Annotated in this window: 21 protein-coding genes; 14 read left to right on the top strand and 7 right to left on the bottom strand. The window is 44.4% G+C overall.

Annotation, left to right across the window (positions count from 1 at the left end):
- The 3 genes from ABIO93_RS11910 to ABIO93_RS11900 form a co-directional block, all read left to right on the top strand.
- Positions 1–392 (top strand): HAD-IC family P-type ATPase (locus ABIO93_RS11910; protein ID WP_348067817.1); only part of this gene is annotated, 392 nt, incomplete at its 5' end.
- A 40-nt stretch (positions 393–432) separates the two neighbouring features.
- Positions 433–975, top strand: a complete 543-nt coding sequence (locus ABIO93_RS11905) for a pyridoxamine 5'-phosphate oxidase family protein (RefSeq protein WP_348067815.1) — start codon at positions 433–435, stop codon at positions 973–975.
- A gap of 133 nt (positions 976–1,108) precedes the next feature.
- The gene (locus tag ABIO93_RS11900; protein ID WP_348067813.1) at positions 1,109–1,465 is read left to right on the top strand and encodes a hypothetical protein; all 357 of its coding nucleotides are present in this window, start codon (positions 1,109–1,111) and stop codon (positions 1,463–1,465) included.
- 8 nt (positions 1,466–1,473) lie between these two features.
- On the opposite strand, the gene ABIO93_RS11895 is transcribed toward ABIO93_RS11900, so the two are convergent.
- Both ABIO93_RS11895 and ABIO93_RS11890 read right to left on the bottom strand, forming a co-directional pair.
- Positions 1,474–1,614, bottom strand: coding sequence for a hypothetical protein (locus ABIO93_RS11895; RefSeq protein ID WP_348067811.1), 141 nt, complete (start codon positions 1,612–1,614; stop codon positions 1,474–1,476).
- 2 nt (positions 1,615–1,616) lie between these two features.
- Positions 1,617–1,895 carry a hypothetical protein gene (locus tag ABIO93_RS11890; protein ID WP_348067810.1) on the bottom strand — a complete coding sequence of 93 codons (279 nt, stop codon included), beginning with the start codon at positions 1,893–1,895 and terminating at the stop codon, positions 1,617–1,619.
- A gap of 103 nt (positions 1,896–1,998) precedes the next feature.
- On the opposite strand from ABIO93_RS11890, the gene ABIO93_RS11885 reads away from it, so the two are divergent.
- A complete protein-coding gene (locus ABIO93_RS11885; protein WP_348067808.1) occupies positions 1,999–2,352 on the top strand; it encodes a helix-turn-helix transcriptional regulator in 354 nt (117 codons plus the stop codon).
- Positions 2,353–2,360: 8 nt separating this feature from the next.
- Here the strand turns inward: ABIO93_RS11885 and ABIO93_RS11880 are convergent, their stop codons facing one another.
- Together ABIO93_RS11880 and ABIO93_RS11875 are read right to left on the bottom strand one after the other, a co-directional pair.
- Entirely contained in the window at positions 2,361–3,581 is a 1,221-nt protein-coding gene (locus ABIO93_RS11880; RefSeq protein WP_348067806.1) for an MFS transporter, read from the bottom strand.
- Between the two features lie 29 nt (positions 3,582–3,610).
- The gene (locus tag ABIO93_RS11875) at positions 3,611–5,077 is read right to left on the bottom strand and encodes a PLP-dependent aminotransferase family protein (protein ID WP_348067804.1); all 1,467 of its coding nucleotides are present in this window, start codon (positions 5,075–5,077) and stop codon (positions 3,611–3,613) included.
- Positions 5,078–5,157: 80 nt separating this feature from the next.
- Between ABIO93_RS11875 and ABIO93_RS11870 the strand changes: the two genes are divergently transcribed.
- The 3 genes from ABIO93_RS11870 (at position 5,158) to ABIO93_RS11860 (ending at position 6,517) form a co-directional block, all read left to right on the top strand.
- Positions 5,158–5,787, top strand: coding sequence for a pyridoxamine 5'-phosphate oxidase family protein (locus tag ABIO93_RS11870; RefSeq protein ID WP_348067802.1), 630 nt, complete (start codon positions 5,158–5,160; stop codon positions 5,785–5,787).
- A gap of 78 nt (positions 5,788–5,865) precedes the next feature.
- A complete protein-coding gene (locus ABIO93_RS11865; protein ID WP_348067800.1) occupies positions 5,866–6,099 on the top strand; it encodes a hypothetical protein in 234 nt (77 codons plus the stop codon).
- 157 nt (positions 6,100–6,256) lie between these two features.
- Positions 6,257–6,517 (top strand): hypothetical protein, encoded by a 261-nt coding sequence (locus ABIO93_RS11860; RefSeq protein WP_348067798.1) that lies wholly within the window; start codon positions 6,257–6,259, stop codon positions 6,515–6,517.
- Positions 6,518–6,530: 13 nt separating this feature from the next.
- On the opposite strand, the gene ABIO93_RS11855 is transcribed toward ABIO93_RS11860, so the two are convergent.
- The gene (locus ABIO93_RS11855; RefSeq protein ID WP_348067796.1) at positions 6,531–7,070 is read right to left on the bottom strand and encodes a YceI family protein; all 540 of its coding nucleotides are present in this window, start codon (positions 7,068–7,070) and stop codon (positions 6,531–6,533) included.
- A gap of 162 nt (positions 7,071–7,232) precedes the next feature.
- Complete coding sequence (locus tag ABIO93_RS11850) at positions 7,233–8,072, bottom strand: sulfurtransferase (RefSeq protein WP_348067794.1); 840 nt, start codon at positions 8,070–8,072, stop codon at positions 7,233–7,235.
- Between the two features lie 306 nt (positions 8,073–8,378).
- On the opposite strand from ABIO93_RS11850, the gene ABIO93_RS11845 reads away from it, so the two are divergent.
- From ABIO93_RS11845 to ABIO93_RS11830, 4 genes are read left to right on the top strand one after another with little or no spacing between them, the layout of a single operon-like run.
- The gene (locus ABIO93_RS11845; RefSeq protein ID WP_348067792.1) at positions 8,379–8,678 is read left to right on the top strand and encodes a DUF4926 domain-containing protein; all 300 of its coding nucleotides are present in this window, start codon (positions 8,379–8,381) and stop codon (positions 8,676–8,678) included.
- Between the two features lie 45 nt (positions 8,679–8,723).
- Complete coding sequence (locus ABIO93_RS11840; RefSeq protein ID WP_348067790.1) at positions 8,724–9,194, top strand: sigma-70 family RNA polymerase sigma factor; 471 nt, start codon at positions 8,724–8,726, stop codon at positions 9,192–9,194.
- 1 nt (position 9,195) lies between these two features.
- On the top strand, positions 9,196–9,735 hold the full coding sequence (locus ABIO93_RS11835; protein WP_348067788.1) for a hypothetical protein: 540 nt from the start codon (positions 9,196–9,198) through the stop codon (positions 9,733–9,735).
- Positions 9,736–9,786: 51 nt separating this feature from the next.
- On the top strand, positions 9,787–10,584 hold the full coding sequence (locus tag ABIO93_RS11830) for a GNAT family N-acetyltransferase (RefSeq protein ID WP_348067786.1): 798 nt from the start codon (positions 9,787–9,789) through the stop codon (positions 10,582–10,584).
- On the opposite strand, the gene ABIO93_RS11825 is transcribed toward ABIO93_RS11830, so the two are convergent.
- The gene (locus ABIO93_RS11825) at positions 10,585–11,364 is read right to left on the bottom strand and encodes a TlpA disulfide reductase family protein (RefSeq protein WP_348067784.1); all 780 of its coding nucleotides are present in this window, start codon (positions 11,362–11,364) and stop codon (positions 10,585–10,587) included.
- A 112-nt stretch (positions 11,365–11,476) separates the two neighbouring features.
- On the opposite strand from ABIO93_RS11825, the gene ABIO93_RS11820 reads away from it, so the two are divergent.
- The 3 genes from ABIO93_RS11820 to ABIO93_RS11810 all read left to right on the top strand — a co-directional run.
- A complete protein-coding gene (locus ABIO93_RS11820) occupies positions 11,477–12,733 on the top strand; it encodes a putative DNA modification/repair radical SAM protein (RefSeq protein WP_348067782.1) in 1,257 nt (418 codons plus the stop codon).
- The gene (locus ABIO93_RS11815; RefSeq protein WP_348067780.1) at positions 12,734–13,504 is read left to right on the top strand and encodes a TIGR03915 family putative DNA repair protein; all 771 of its coding nucleotides are present in this window, start codon (positions 12,734–12,736) and stop codon (positions 13,502–13,504) included. It abuts the gene before it with no gap.
- 203 nt (positions 13,505–13,707) lie between these two features.
- Positions 13,708–15,502: CotH kinase family protein (locus tag ABIO93_RS11810; RefSeq protein ID WP_348067778.1), on the top strand; the 1,795-nt coding region annotated here is incomplete at its 3' end.

Here is a 15,502-nt window from a genome sequence, read left to right as displayed (position 1 = left end):
AGGATAAGGTAAAAATTGTTGAAAAACTGAAAGCGGAGGGAAAACACATTGCTTTCGCAGGCGACGGCGTGAATGATGCGCCGGTGATTGCGCTCGCGGATGTGGGTATTGCGATGGGCGCATTGGGTTCCGATGCGACGATCGAGACGGCCGACATTGTCATTCAAAACGACCAGCCATTCAAAATTGTGTCCGCCATTAAAGTCGGAAAAATCACAAAATCGGTTGTTTATCAGAACATTTCGTTGGCGATGAGCGTCAAAGTGTTGGTGATGATACTAGGAGCCGGTGGCATTGCGACACTTTGGGAAGCTGTCTTCGCAGACGTTGGTGTGGCATTACTTGCGATTTTGAATGCTTACAGAATCCAGGGCAAGAATCTCAATGCGTGAGTGTGTAATTTTAACTAGATACTGAACAACGATCGACCGAATGGGTAAAAAACTGGAATTAATTACACCCGAGTTACAGGCCTTCATAGAGACTCAGAAAATATTTTTTGTGGCCACAGCCATGCGGGAAGGCAGTGTTAACTTGTCTCCCAAAGGAATGGATTCCTTCCGCATATTGAGTCCTAATCGGGTGATGTGGCTCAATGTTACCGGTAGCGGAAACGAAACAGCGACACATTTGCTTGAAAGCGACAGGATTACCGTCATGTTTTGTGCATTTGAAGGTAAACCGCTGATATTAAGACTTTATGGCACCGGAAAAACGTACCATCAGCGGGATACTGAGTGGGATGAATACATTTCGCTTTTCCCTAAACTGGAAGGGGCCAGGCAACTCATTGACATACAAATAAATATTGTTCAAACATCCTGCGGCATGGCCGTTCCGTTCATGGATTACAACCGGGAACGGGAAGAACTGACTGCCTGGGCGAAGAAAAAAGGGGAAGACGGAATAGCAGATTATTGGCAGCAAAAAAACACTAAAAGTTTTGACGGGTATGACACGGGAATATTTAACTGATTGACAAATCAGAGAAATCGGGGCTCATACACACAAAACACTATCCCAACAGTAACTATTGGTTTGCTTTTTCTTTATTAATTTCAAAATTGCAAAAGCCAAAGTTCAACGAGTCCAATAAAACATCAATACAATGTCCAGAACTGAATCATTATCCTCAGAACAGCTCCACGAAGAGTTGGTCGAAAACAACGAAAACCAGAATGTCGGTGACACCTTGCTTTTTGAAAATGATAAGGTAAAAGTCTGGCACATCAGTTTACAGCCAGGCGAGCGAATTCACTACCACCGCCATAATTATGACTATTTCTGGACTGTTCTACAAGATGGCCAAGGCATTTCTAACCAGGAAGATGGTAGCCAGGTAAGCTTTACGTTCAAGAAGGGACAAACCTCTTTTCAAAATATTATTGAAAATGGCAGCTCCATTCATGACCTTCAGAATACCGGCTCCAACATCCTTGAATTCATCACGACAGAATTAAAGTAAGCCTTTTGTTACTCCTGGTACATGAATCTGATCAGACCGTAGATCATAAATAGTACCAGGAGCAATAACAAAAAGTTACCAAAAGTTTCGACAATGCGCACGGCTCCGTCACCCGTCAGGAACAGTGCAAGTGTAGTTAAGTAGCCCATAATCACACGATGGGTCTGAAAGGAATACCTGCGGCTTTTTCCAATGCAATGGTGACGCGCTCGATGCGGTCCACATTACCCCGGCTGCTATCTGAAACCGCCTGTGCGACGGAAGTCAGATAATCCCCTCCAAGCTTGGTGTTGAAGAATGGGTCCTGGGCAGCCAGTACGCCGCGCCAATTTTTCCCTACAATGTTTCGTGATTTAATAAACCTCTTCAATAGGCGCTCCTTAATGGACAAACCTCCATATTCGGACACTCTGGCTTGCAGCTCTTCCATAGATATAGTTTGTGTGTGTAAATTTTGTAATTTGCGTATTACGATAACTGATATATACAAAAGTACATTTTTACAATATCAATGTCAAGTATCTTTATACTTTATGTTAGAATTAATGACTACCGGAGATCGATTAAAACAGTGCAGGGAATTAATGAGGTTCAGTCAGGAGCGCGTAGCGCTGCATATGGACAAGAAAGGCAGGGCAACCATATCCAATTGGGAAAATAATAAAAATGAACCCAGCCTCACCGAACTGAAAAAATTAGCGGCATTTCTGAACACCACAGTAGCCTACCTGATGGGGGAAGCACCTCAGTTTCAAGAACCGAGAGAGAACTATGTGATGGTCAGGAAAGATGACCTGATCGACCTTCAAAAAAAGGCACTTGAACGGGAGGAGGACAAAAATAAAGAGCTGCTGGAACAACTCGGAAAGCCAAAACCGCAAGAATAAGTACTTCGTTAGCTATTGCCCAAATGCATTTTGCGTTGAAATAACGCATTGAAACCAATTGCGCAGGCAAAACTGATCATGACCAGCACAAACCATAATGCATTGTAGCCCCATTCCGCCGCGATAAGACCGCCAGCCGCAGGTCCAAAGATCTGGGCGGCGGATTGTGACACGGAATATGCGGCGGAATACTTACCCCTGTTTTCCTCCGACGAACGGCTCATTACAAACGTGCTGATGTAAGGCAATGCGAGCAGTTCGCCCGTGGTGAACAGCAGTACCGTAGCTGTGGCCAGCACGATAGGCGCAACCGCCGGTATCAGCAACATGACAAAGGCAAAACCACTGAATACCGTTCCGGCGATGATATAGTAAAAATCTGGCCTTCGGTCGCGCAGGTTCTGTATCAGCAACATTTCAAAAAGGGCGATCACCAGCCCATTCATTCCCAGCAAAATACCTATAGTGGATTCTCCAATGTGCATTTGCTCTTTCCAATACACTGGTACGAACCTGAATAGCAGGGAGAAACAGATCATATACAAGGAAACCATGATCAAAAATCGGACAAAAAAAGCATCGCGCCATGGCGATTGCGTACCGGACTGCGCTTGCGTGGTCTCAATAACCTCACGATTGACTTTTCGCTTTGGCAGCATGACAAGGATCAGCAAACCGGCCAAAACGTAAACCACTCCATCCACCCAAAACAGCAAATGATAGTTAATGGCGGCCAGTATCCCTCCTACTGATGTTCCAAAACCAAATCCAATGTTCATCGCCAGCCTGTTGAGCGCGTAGGAACGGGTCAGGTTCTCTCGCTTAGAATATGCCGCGATAGCCGTGATATTGGCTGGTTTAAAGGCTTCTACGAAGAAACTCAGCGCGACGATCAGAAAGCAAAGTGTCGTAAAATCGCTAACGAGGCCAAAAAGAACAAAAAAGATGCCGCTCAGGACCAGACTGAACATTTGTACCGGTCGGAAGCCCCATTTATCCGTCAGATAGCCGCCCGCCATAGCGCCCAGCACAGAGCCTACTCCGAACAGCGTAATGATCAAACCAGCGTCTGCAATGCTCCTGTGCAGGTTTTGAGTAATGTACATACTCATAAAAGGCACGGCCATATACCCGCAGCGGTTGATGAGTATGACGATACTTAGCAGCCAGGTTTCCCGGCTCAGTCCGCTAAATGAGACTTTATAGCTATCTATTATTCTATGAACCATTGTTTAAAAACTTTTGACAAAAGCATCATTTATATCAACGCTCTGATAATTTCAACGCTTTCTTCCAGTTCGCTTTGATTGGACGATGCAAATCCCAGCCTCACACCATTGTGCAATTGCAATGGAAGCTTACTCAGTGAGCCATCGGAAAAATACAGGTCTTTTTGCAAAGCCCTGGCCGCAACTGCTTTCAGGTCAATAGCCGGGTCGAATCTCGTCCAGACGGCCATACCTCCATCAGGAACCTGAAAATTGACATAATCATTCAAATGTGTTTTTAATAATTCACAAAATGTATCGCGTCTTTGCTTGTAAACCCGCACGGATTTGCGCAAATGTCGCTGTAAAACCCCCGTTTTGAACAATTCAGCAATGGCATTTTCAAGCATCTGATCACCCTGCCGGTCAATAATTCGCCGGAAACGCGCCAGGTAGGAAATGACATCCTCAGCCCCTACCAAATATCCTACCCGAAATGCAGGTGAAATGGTTTTGGTAAATGACCCGCAATAAAGCACCATACCAGTAGGATCCGCACCTGCGAGTGGGAGCAATGGTTTACTCAAATAATGGAAATCGTAGTCATAATCGTCCTCAAAAACGATGAAACCATACTTCTCGGCCAGCTTCATCAGATTGATCCGCCGGTCTGCCCGCAATGCAACAGTGGTGGGATAGTGATGGTGAGAGGTCACATATACCAACCGTATCGGCTGTTTCATGCAGATTTTTTCCAATGCATCCACGTCCATTCCATACTCATCCACAGGCACTTCCAATATTTTGGCACCTACTCGCACAAAATTCATATTTGCTCCGAACCAACCCGGTGAGTCCACAGCTACATAATCACCGGCTTTGAGCAACCCCGCAGTGGTGAGGTGAATGCCCATAATGACCCCCCTTACGATCAATATATTTTCGGCGGTCGTTTTTAAGCCTCGTGTTTCGTTCAGGTAGGCAGACAACTCGTCCCGCAGCCAAAAAGATCCTTTGGTATCACCATAGCCCAGACGGACATACGGATTTCCATGAAGAAGTTGACTTCTGTATGCCCGCGAGAGGTCCTCCAGCGGGGCTAGTCGCGAATCCGGAAAGCCATCATCCAGATGCAGCCTTGTGCCCGCTTTCAATACCGAGCGGTTCAGATAATCCGGCTCATCAAAGTGGAAACCTGCTTTTTTCAAATTGGATGGTGACTTTTGCCCATTCACCTTGCCCACAGGCTCGATTTCAGGTAAATTTTTAGCAACAAAAGTTCCATTACCCGTATGGCTTTCCAACCAACCCTGTGCCAGCAGCTCATCATAAGCCTGCACCACGGTGCGCCTGTGCACTTTGAGCATCAATGCAAGCTGCCGCGTACTTAGCAACCTGTAACCCGACTGTAATGTACCGTTCCGGATCAGCGTCATGAGCTGATTAGCTACCTGCAAATAGACGGGCAACCGGCTGGATTTTTCGACCGACAGCAATGTAGGAAGGACTTGCATCATAATTGGACTACCATAAAATTAAATATTGGATCAATATCGCCGTCCAATTAAGGCATAATTTTGAGAAAAAACAAAAATACATGAACACGCCACCACCCTATCTCATTCCAAGCCGGCTCGCTAAGCGGACGCAGTACGACACTGAAACGATTTGTTCAATTCTGGACGAAGCATTGTTCTGCATCATTAGTTACTCAGTTGATAACCAGCCATTCGCTATCCCTACTGCCTTTGTCAGATACGAGGACAAGATCTATATCCATGGATCGGTAGGCAGCCATTTTATCAGGGAAATTGAAAAAGGCATCCCCGTCTGCATTTCCATTATGCTCACCGACGCATTGGTGGTAGCGAAATCAGCATTCAGTCATTCCGTGAATTACCGATCGGTAACCATCTTCTCAAAAGCAGAAAAAATAGAAGATATAGATACCAAACGTGCTGCATTTGAGTGGCTTACGAATAAAATAGTGCCTAATAGCTGGGACTACCTTCGCCCAATGAAGGATAATGAGGTCAAAAAAACAACCGCACTCGCCTTTTCATTTGAAGAAGCATCGGCCAAGACCAGGACTGGAATGCCCAATGACGAAGAAGAAGATCTTGAACTTCCGATATGGTCGGGGTTGATTCCTATCCAGACAAACAGACTGGCACCATTGGCCGACGAGCGCAGTAAAAATATTCCACTTCCGGCACATTTACAGTAGCAGATGCAACCCCAGATTGAATTTGAGCATCTTTGAGAAAAAAGAGACCAGATTTAATCCAAAAAACATTGCATCCCCATGACAGGAAAGGAATTATTTGATCGATACCAACTGGCTGCATTACGAAACGGGCTGGGTTCCAGGGAATTTCACTACGGAAATATCTTGTATCAGGCGCTGCGATTGGAAGGAGAGGAAAAGGTATTCCAACTACTCGAACAGGCCGAAAACAGTGGCAAACGAATTGGATTAGGTTATTCAATACCTGCCCAGGATAATCGCCTCGATCCTGATATGGCGGTGCTGGTTTGACGGGTGTGGTGGTGTAGGTTGCTTGCTTTGCAGCTTATAACGCTATCGACCATACGTTACCTATTTTACAAATGCGATTACCATTCGGTACAAATAATGAGCAAACGGCGTTGGCTTAATTCTTTTGCCTTTTCTCGCAAACCAATCTTAAAGCATCATGACTTTGCAGGAACGACAAAATCTGGAAGAGAGAATTCTTTCTAAAAGACAGCAAATTGAATTCGAAAAAACGAACATAGATCTGACTTCGGAATTTTCGGAGGAAAACAGGGAAAATCCTGAGGTAATGGAAGAGGCCAAAAATTTCAACGATCCCGCAGGAAGTGTGATTGAAACTGCTGATTTAAAATCTCTAAAAAGCGCAGAAAAAGAATTGAATGAATTATTGAAACAACTCGATGATCTCGATAAAAGTTAGTCTTTTCTCGCTATTACAGTTCCGCATTGACTGGCACATATACTTCCACGGCAGTTGAATCGGAGTCCTTCCCATTGGTTTTGCCGATTGCAAAATCACCTCTGTTCACCTTGAATTTTCCATAAAATGCCGAACGGCCTGCATCAGAACGAAAAGTAAAGGGAATTTCAATGACCTTTTTGATACCGTGTAACTCCAACTCCCCTCGAACCGCAAAGCCAGTGTCGGACTGGACGACAGATGAGGAAACAAAGTGAATGACCGGATACTTTTCCGCGTCAAACCACTTATCGCTTTTGGCGTGTTTATTCTTCAAATCAATGCCGGTATTGATCGAAGCGACATCAATAACTACGTCAAATTTGGCGTTATCCGGGTTCAGGGGATCAAAAATGATGGAGCCGCTGAGTTTATCAAAACTACCGTGTGCATATTTTCCATCGAATTTGATCGAGTAACCTGGTGTTATGTTCCAGTTTTGAAGCCAAACAAAGGTGAAAGAACTCAAAACCAACGCAGTGGCAATCCAATAAATAGTGCTTTTCCTGACCATAATAATAGGTTAATCGAGACCATCGTATTGTCACCAAATACAATACCTCACGAAAATATGTTCTTTTAACATAAGTGGTTTCTCTCAATTACTGAACGGCACCTTATTTTCAAAACCAATGTATTTTCACGTTATTAATTGAAAATACATTGGCTTAAAAAATCATTTGATACCGGTAGCAACCGGTCTGTCATTCCTGGACCATTCGCTCCACGAGCCTACATATAAGCCTGCGCCCTCCAATCCAGCCTCGGACAATGCGAGTAGTGTGTGGCACGCGGTCACACCCGAGCCGCAATGCACGATCACATTTCCCGGATCACGGTCGGCAATGGCTTCACGATACTTGGCTGCCAATTCTTCGACAGATTTGAAATCTCCATGCTCATCTAAGTTGGAGGTGTAGGGAATATTGACGGCCCCGGGAATATGGCCTGCTACCAGATCAATAGGCTCGCTTTCACCAACATACCGATAATTTTCACGCACATCAATGATCATAAACTCGGGATTCCGTGAAACATTGGCGACAAAATCCGCATCGATAACGGGCAACGTCCATTCAGTTACCGGGTATGGCTCCTTCTCAGAATGACTGGAAACCGTTTTCGATACCGGTAACCCTGCTTTTGCTATCGCGTCCAGTCCGCCACTCACCACGTATACTTTTTCGTGGCCGGCCGCTTTCAGCATCCACCAAAATCTCGCGGCCGCATTCGCCCCCTTTTTATCGTCGTAAACAATCACGGTAGAAGACTGCGTTATTCCCAGCTTGCCCAAAAATCGTCCGAAATTCTCAGGTTTAGGAAGAGGATGCCTGCCTCCGTGGGCAGCATTTACCGATTTTTCCGACAAATCTGTTTCAAGATCCGCAAATACTGCGTTTTCCAAGTGCCCAGAATTGTAATGTTTCAATGCATCCACCCCACCCCTCGCATCAATCAAAACCGGACTTTCGTCTACTATTAAAGCTTTTAGCTGATCAGTTGTAATGATATTCATGTCGTGTATTTGGTTTATCAAATAAAATAAAGTGACCTTTTTCTAAAAATATAGTCTAAATGAAAATGTACTACCAAAGCTGATTGAACGATCTATCTGATAGATGGCGATCGAACAATTCTGTTCACTATGTCAAAATTACCAAATTGCTCCAAAGCTATGGTCGCTATTAACAAGATTGAAGGCTATTTACTAAATTTAGATCATCCGGAGGGTAGATCCAAAGCCATCTTTTTTCGTAAATTTCGATATAGTAGTCTCAGTACTTACGAATTCATGCAGGCAAACAGTTTTTCCATCTTGATAATGACGATAAACGAGTTTGATAAAGTAGTTCTCGCCGAAAATATTGCGGAACTTGGACTGGAAACAGGTGACGTCGGAACGGTTGTCATGACGCATCATAATGGAAAAGGTTTTGAAGTGGAATTCATCACCCTTGACGGAGAGACGGTTGCTGTCGAAACGCTGCTTCGCCACCAGGTCCGTCCGATACGCAAAGGCGAGATCGCGCATGTTCGTGAAATCCATAGCATTATCGGCTATATAATATTTTCCCCGTCCGAATTTTTCAAAAGATCCATAAATATTTCACATTGGCTGTAAGTTTTCAGTCAAACCAGCTACCTATTGTGAAATGATCAGAATTTTATGGAGAAGATTTTCCTGCAAACGATTAAGGAACACCAGAATATCATTCACAAAATCAGCCGGATGTACCGGAATACGAAGGAAGATCAGCAGGATCTGTTCCAGGAAATAGTTTTCCAGCTTTGGCGCGCTTTCCCTGGTTTCAGACAGGAATCGAAAGTGAGCACCTGGATGTACCGCATCGCCCTCAATACTGCGATCGCCGTTTACCGAAAACCGAAGGCTGACATTCGCCTTTCTAACGATTTGCCTGAGCATGCTGATTTTATTACCGAAGCTTCCGAGCAGGAGGAATTGATGTACAGAGCTCTGCGGCAGCTTAATGATTCAGAAAAAGCCCTGATTTCCCTCTACCTGGAAGATTATTCCTATCAGGAAATTGCGGAGGTGACCGGTATCAGTGAAAACTACGTCGGGGTACGGCTGAACCGAATTAAAGAAAAACTCAAATCCATTTTAAACCAAAAATAATATGAACATCGATGACTTGAAATCCGGCTGGCAAAACGCTGGCGGCCAAACCCATAACGAAAAAGAACTTGAAATGATGATTAAAATTCAGAACCATCCTTCGCTGAAAAAGATCCGTTTGAAACTGATCATTGAAGCGATATTGCTGACGATACTGCTCTTTGTTTATTATGATGGCTTTGATGGCGCCGAGAAACCATTTTACGTCAATGCACTCCTGGTAGCGAGCGCTGTCATGTACGTAACCAATAACCTGCTCGGTTTCTTCCTTATTAAAAATCCAATCCATGCGGCCAACATTAAACTAGCTCTGGCACGGCAGGTAGCCACTTTGAAAAAAATCTCCGCATTTTCGATGTTGTCATCGGTCATTTATGGTGCATCGTTGCTCTTGTTTCTGACTTCTGAAATCGTATTTACCCAGCGCAAATACATCATACTGGCCGGACTGATAGTCGGCTTCGTACTGCTCTTTTATTACTCAATGATTAACTGGCAAAGAAAAATCGCACATTTTAAGACTTTGGAAGGAGAATTTTGAGAATATTGCGTTCATAAAACAACCCAACAAATTCACTTGGATCGTTTGTAAATGAAAAGCACCGAATTTCTGCCGGCAGATCTTGAACAGCTGCCGGCACTCCAACCTGCCGACTGGGGCGACCTAGTCCCAAGATTTCAATATTTCATAAAGTCCGACCTTTGTTCGCCTGTCAAAATTGAAGAAAATGGGGAGCTAGTAGCCATCGGAACTTCCGTTTTTCATTCCGATACGGCATGGCTGGCGTGCATTGTGGTACACCCCGGTCACCGAAACAAAGGACTGGGCAACACGGTGACGCGCGCGCTCATCGATGATATTGATAGAAACAAGTACCAGACTATTTACCTGGACGCCACTGAATACGGCTATCCGGTTTATAAAAAACTTGGTTTTGAAGTCGAAACGCAGTACGCTCATTTGCGCCGCGAAACTGAGCCCATACCTCACAAAATATCGGATCGAATTATTCCCTATGAAGAAAAATACAAGGAGCAGTTAATGGCCCTGGACCGAAGCGTTTCAGGAGAAGATCGTAATATGGTGCATGATTTCCTATCTCAAACAAAAGTTTACGTCGAAGGAAACCAAGTACTGGGTTTTTACATTCCGGGCTGGGGCGACGGGCCCATCATCGCGGCCAATAATGAGGTCGGGCTGGAATTGATGAAACTTCGAATGCAAGAATACACAATGGCTGTTTTGCCTGTTACTAACCGGGCTGCGCTCGATTTTCTGGAACAAAACCATTTTGAGTTATTCAAACATTCACGTCGTATGCTGCTCGGTGACGAGAGAAACTGGAAACCTGAACTGCTGTTTAACCGAATCAGCGGGCAACTGGGTTAGTTACTTCAAATTAAGATCACTGATCGTTGTAAATTCAGTGTGAGGAGCCATAGCCCTTATAATTCCTTTCTTGTCGATCAGAATGAAGTAAGGTGTTTCACTGATCTTGTAGCGGTGGTTGAAACCGTACGAGTCCGGCACGGGAACAAATCCGCAGTTACGCTTGGGAATTGCATCCAAACATTCCTCCTGGGTATTTAATGTAGTTCCCAAGGAAATAATTTCTACACCTTTTTGCCGGTTTTCGTCGATGAAACTGGAAATGACTTTGGTACTGGCGAAAGTATAAAGCGGTTTCTCAAATTTGACCCAAAAGCCCAGCAAAATATATTTTCCCTTCAAGTTCTCGGAATTATACTCTTTCCCGTCCAAACCGGTCATAACAAAAGGCGCGATAGCCTCCCCTACTTCCGGCATCAGATCAGAATTTTGCATCACAGAACCGTCGCTCTGGATCAAAAGCTGGCTTTTTTTGATCAGTTCAAAAGATGAAGGTTTTCCGTATTTGTCAAATATAGGTTGGGTTTTATACTTGCCTGGATTCTTCGTTAATATCTCATCATAAGCCGCATAGCTAATCCGTTTGCCTGTCGAATGGTCGATGATGGGAGAATCCCTGGTCATCACAATCTGCTGGCTGACCTTTCCGTTGTAACGCGTCACTTTCGGTTCCTCAGGCTGGGCGCACAGGATCTCCCCGCATAGGACGATCAATGTCATTGTGAAAAGCATTTGTGCTTTCCAAACATTCAGGAACGATTTTTGATTAAAAGATTTCAACAGTATCAAACTTTTGATATTTAAAAGCACTAAATTGAAGCAGATTTTGTTTTAATAACTGATTAACCGGCTTCATTATTTTACTCAAATTAACATAGTCACTGAATTTAATATGTTTGACAGGATACGTGAGAAGTTGGGGATTTTGGCGGATGCTGCGAAATATGATGTATCCTGTTCATCGAGTGGAAGTAATCGCAAAAACGAGAACAAAGGATTGGGCGATGCCGAGGGTACAGGAATATGTCATACCTACACCGAGGATGGCCGTTGTGTGTCATTACTAAAAATTTTGCTGACCAATCATTGCATTTATGATTGCGCATTTTGTGTTTCCAGGCGAAGCAATGACATTAAGCGGGCGGCTTTCACAGTGGATGAGGTGGTTGAGCTAACCATGAATTTTTATCGTAGAAATTACATTGAAGGACTTTTTCTGAGTTCAGGGATTTTCAAAAACGCCGACTACACCATGGAGCGGCTGGTGAGGATTGTGAAAAAGCTGCGTAATGAGGAGAAGTTCAATGGATACATTCATTTGAAAACGATCCCCGGAGCAAGCGAAGAGCTGATGAAAGAGGCAGGCCTCTATGCCGACCGAATGAGCATTAACCTTGAAATGCCTACCGAGACAGGACTTAAATTGCTCGCTCCTGAAAAATCGCACGATGATGTAAAAAAACCGCTCGATTATATTCGCAAGAAAATTGAGCAGTTTTCAGACGAAAAGGCATTGATCAAAAGCGTCCCGAAATTCGTTCCAGCCGGGCAAAGTACGCAAATGGTCATCGGAGCCACACCGGAATCCGACAAGGAAATCATGCATACTGCCCATGCTTTTTACACTAACTTTTCCCTCAAAAGAGTGTACTACTCAGGCTATATTCCGATCAGTAATGATAACCGGCTGCCTGTCATTGGCTCACAACCGCCATTGATCCGCGAAAACAGGTTGTATCAAACCGATTGGCTGATGCGTTTTTATGGATTTAATGTTACCGAGATCTTGAATGATGCCCACCCGAACCTCGATGTGGACATTGATCCGAAGCTAAGCTGGGCGCTTAGAAATCTGGATCAGTTTCCTATCGATGTCAACACGGCTGACTATCGGATGATTTTGCGTGTCCCCGGAATTGGTGTCGCCTCAGCATTGAAAATTGTGCAGGCGAGAAAATTTGGCCGGCTTCATCGTGATCAGTTGAAAAAAATTGGCATCTCAATGAATAAAGCGCGGCACTTTATACGCTACGCCGATAGCCCTATGCAGCTCAAAGACTACGAGGCCGGTCATATCAAAGGTGTTATCCTGGCCGAGAGTAGCAGCAAATATCAAAAAGTGGCGCAAAATCAGCTTTCCTTGTTTTAAATGGATATCTATGTTTTTGACGGAACATTGGAAGGGCTGCTCACCGCTGTCTTTTATTATTATCAAAGAAAATCATCGGCTGTGCGCCTGGTCAGCAGTGAACATTATCATCCTGATGTATTTCATCCGGCATTCGAAGTGATCAGCGAGGATGAGAAGGCGAAACGTGTGTGGTCGGGGTTAGGCAAAAAACTGGATAAGGAATGGATGATGCATTTCTACAAATCCTTTCTTTCCGGCCAACCTGATACATTTCAGGACCTGTTCGAATTTTCAAAATACATCATAGATAATATCCCTGGCGCCGAGGATAATTATGGCAATAAATATGTACTATCGATTTCGCAGATGAGCCATAAAGTGCATCGTGAAAAACACCGCATGGAGGCTTTTATCCGGTTTCAGAAAACAGGTGACGGCATTTTTTATGCGCATATAGAACCTGATTTCAATGTGCTACCCCTGCTCATCAGGCATTTTAAAAACCGTTACGCAGATCAGAAATGGATCATTTACGATCTGAAAAGGAAGTATGGCTTGTACTATGATCTTGAAAAAGTAGAAGAAATCACCTTTGATTTTACGACCGAAATGTCGCCTGCCCTCAATGCGCTACCCGAGCAGGTACTGGATCCGCAAGAAGAATTATATACGCTTTTATGGAAGGATTATTTCAAAAGTACTAACATCCCGGCACGTAAAAACATGAAACTTCATATCCGTCACGTACCCAAAAGGTACTGGAAATACCTCTCAGAGAAGCAGGAATAGGTTATACATTCCTGCGTGTCGTACTACTGCTACGAATATCTAAAAAAATTCTATAACAGACTGACTATCAAGCAACTTAGGCCAGTAACATTTTCTTTTTTATTTAACGGTATATAGGATAATATAATAAATTTAAGTTTGTCTTGCGATTCCCATACAGAATCTTGGATTTATCATGCTTTACCCACCTATCGTGTACCCTTATGAAAACCTTTACCTCCTGCCTGGTCGTTTTGGCCTTGGTTTTAAGCAGCTTCTGCGTAAAAGCCCAAATCTCACTCGACAATTATCGTTTTTACATTGACGAACCGAGAAAACTAATCGTAAGTGACCAACTGCCTACACCGGCACAGATTACGGTATTTCCTATCCAGGTCAAGCTCGGTGATCAGACCTTCACATTCGCAAACGGGATCACGACATTGAGTGTCGGCGTCAAGTATACGATCACGAATAGTGGCAAAAGTTACAGTCTTTATTTCACTGAACTTCCCGTCATTAATTTGCAAATAGCCGATCCCTCACAGATCAACGGGACCGACGAAATTCCCGGAGCTATATCGCTATCTGACGGAAAAGGAACGCCATACAATTCAAATATGGCGATCAGGACCCGAGGAAATAGCTCGTCCTTTTTTCCAAAAAAATCTTACCGGGTGCAGTTAAAAGATGGTGCCGGAAAAAATAAAGATGAATCGCTGCTCGGTCTTAGAAATGATAAAAGGTGGCTTTTCCTCGCACTTTGGAATGAAGAAATACGGGCCAATAACATGATCTCCCACAATTTGTGGATCGACATTCATAAGGTGTATTACGCTGCTTCAGAACCGAAGGCTATATCGTCTATTCGCTTGAAATATGTGGAGGTGTTCATGAACAAATCTTATCTCGGCGTTTATGGATTTGCGGAAGACATGGACCGCAAACAGCTTGCTCTCAAAAAAGAAGACGGGGGTGTGACGCATGGGGAGTTGTACAAAGCCGATGACTGGTCATTGTCAGCAGCATTTGCAGGGATAGGCGTTGCGAAAGCAGAGCCTGGAAGTGCCGATTGGCAACATTGGGAACTGGAATATCCCGATTACAGCGACTGGCAAAATCATTATAACTTCCTGAAAGCAGTCATTGAATCCTCAGATAATGATTTTAAAAATAACATCGGAAATCTCCTCAAAATCGACAACCTGATCGACTATTTCATTTTCACCAATTTGTTGCTGGTGGAAGATAATATGGAGAAAAACTACTTTCTCGCAAGGTATGACCAGGGCGAACCTTACTTCATTATTCCATGGGACCTTGATGCTACCTGGTCCTATTTTCCGGACGGTAAACGGAGCAACCGAGTCGAGGGAGAACGTACTACAGAACTGTACAAGCGCCTCTTCAAACTCAATCCGAATGATTTTAAAAACAAACTCGCTACCCGGTGGTTCGCGCTGCGGCAAAATCTGTTAACCGAAAGTAATTTAAAGGGACGGTTCTCGACCAGCTATAACACTCTGAATTCCAATCTGATCTACGAACGGGAAAGTCTGGTGGCGCAGGACCAGTATGGCGGTGGAAATCGCTCCGGCGGGCTCAATTACATTCATTCGTTTATTTCCCAAAGACTCGTATGGCTCGACAATTACTTCTGCCCGATGGTGGTTGGCGGTAATTGCAATAATCCGGTTACCTGCAACTTTGCGATCGCCCCAACAGCCAATTCGCAATCCTACACGCCGCAACAGGCCATGACATTCAACGCCAACTGCACTGGTGCGGATTGTGGTAGCGTCACTTATGCATGGACGGGCAACGGCGCCAATGCGAGCGGCGCGTCAGCTAATATCAACGCACCCTCTGCACCAGGCGATTATACTTATACGTTGACGGCTTCCAAAGCAGGATGCGCTGACAAAACCGCCAGCCTGACCATTCATGTTGGTAATGCGCCTGTGGAATGTGATTTCAATGTGACTGCCGCTCCGTCCAATGCTACTCCCGCTTGCTCGG

Origin of the sequence: Dyadobacter sp. (genome assembly GCF_039919315.1) — a bacterium.
Taxonomy (GTDB): Bacteria; Bacteroidota; Bacteroidia; order Cytophagales; family Spirosomataceae; genus Dyadobacter.
Note: the sequence above shows the minus strand (reverse complement) of the source record. Positions and strands in the feature narration are given on the sequence as shown.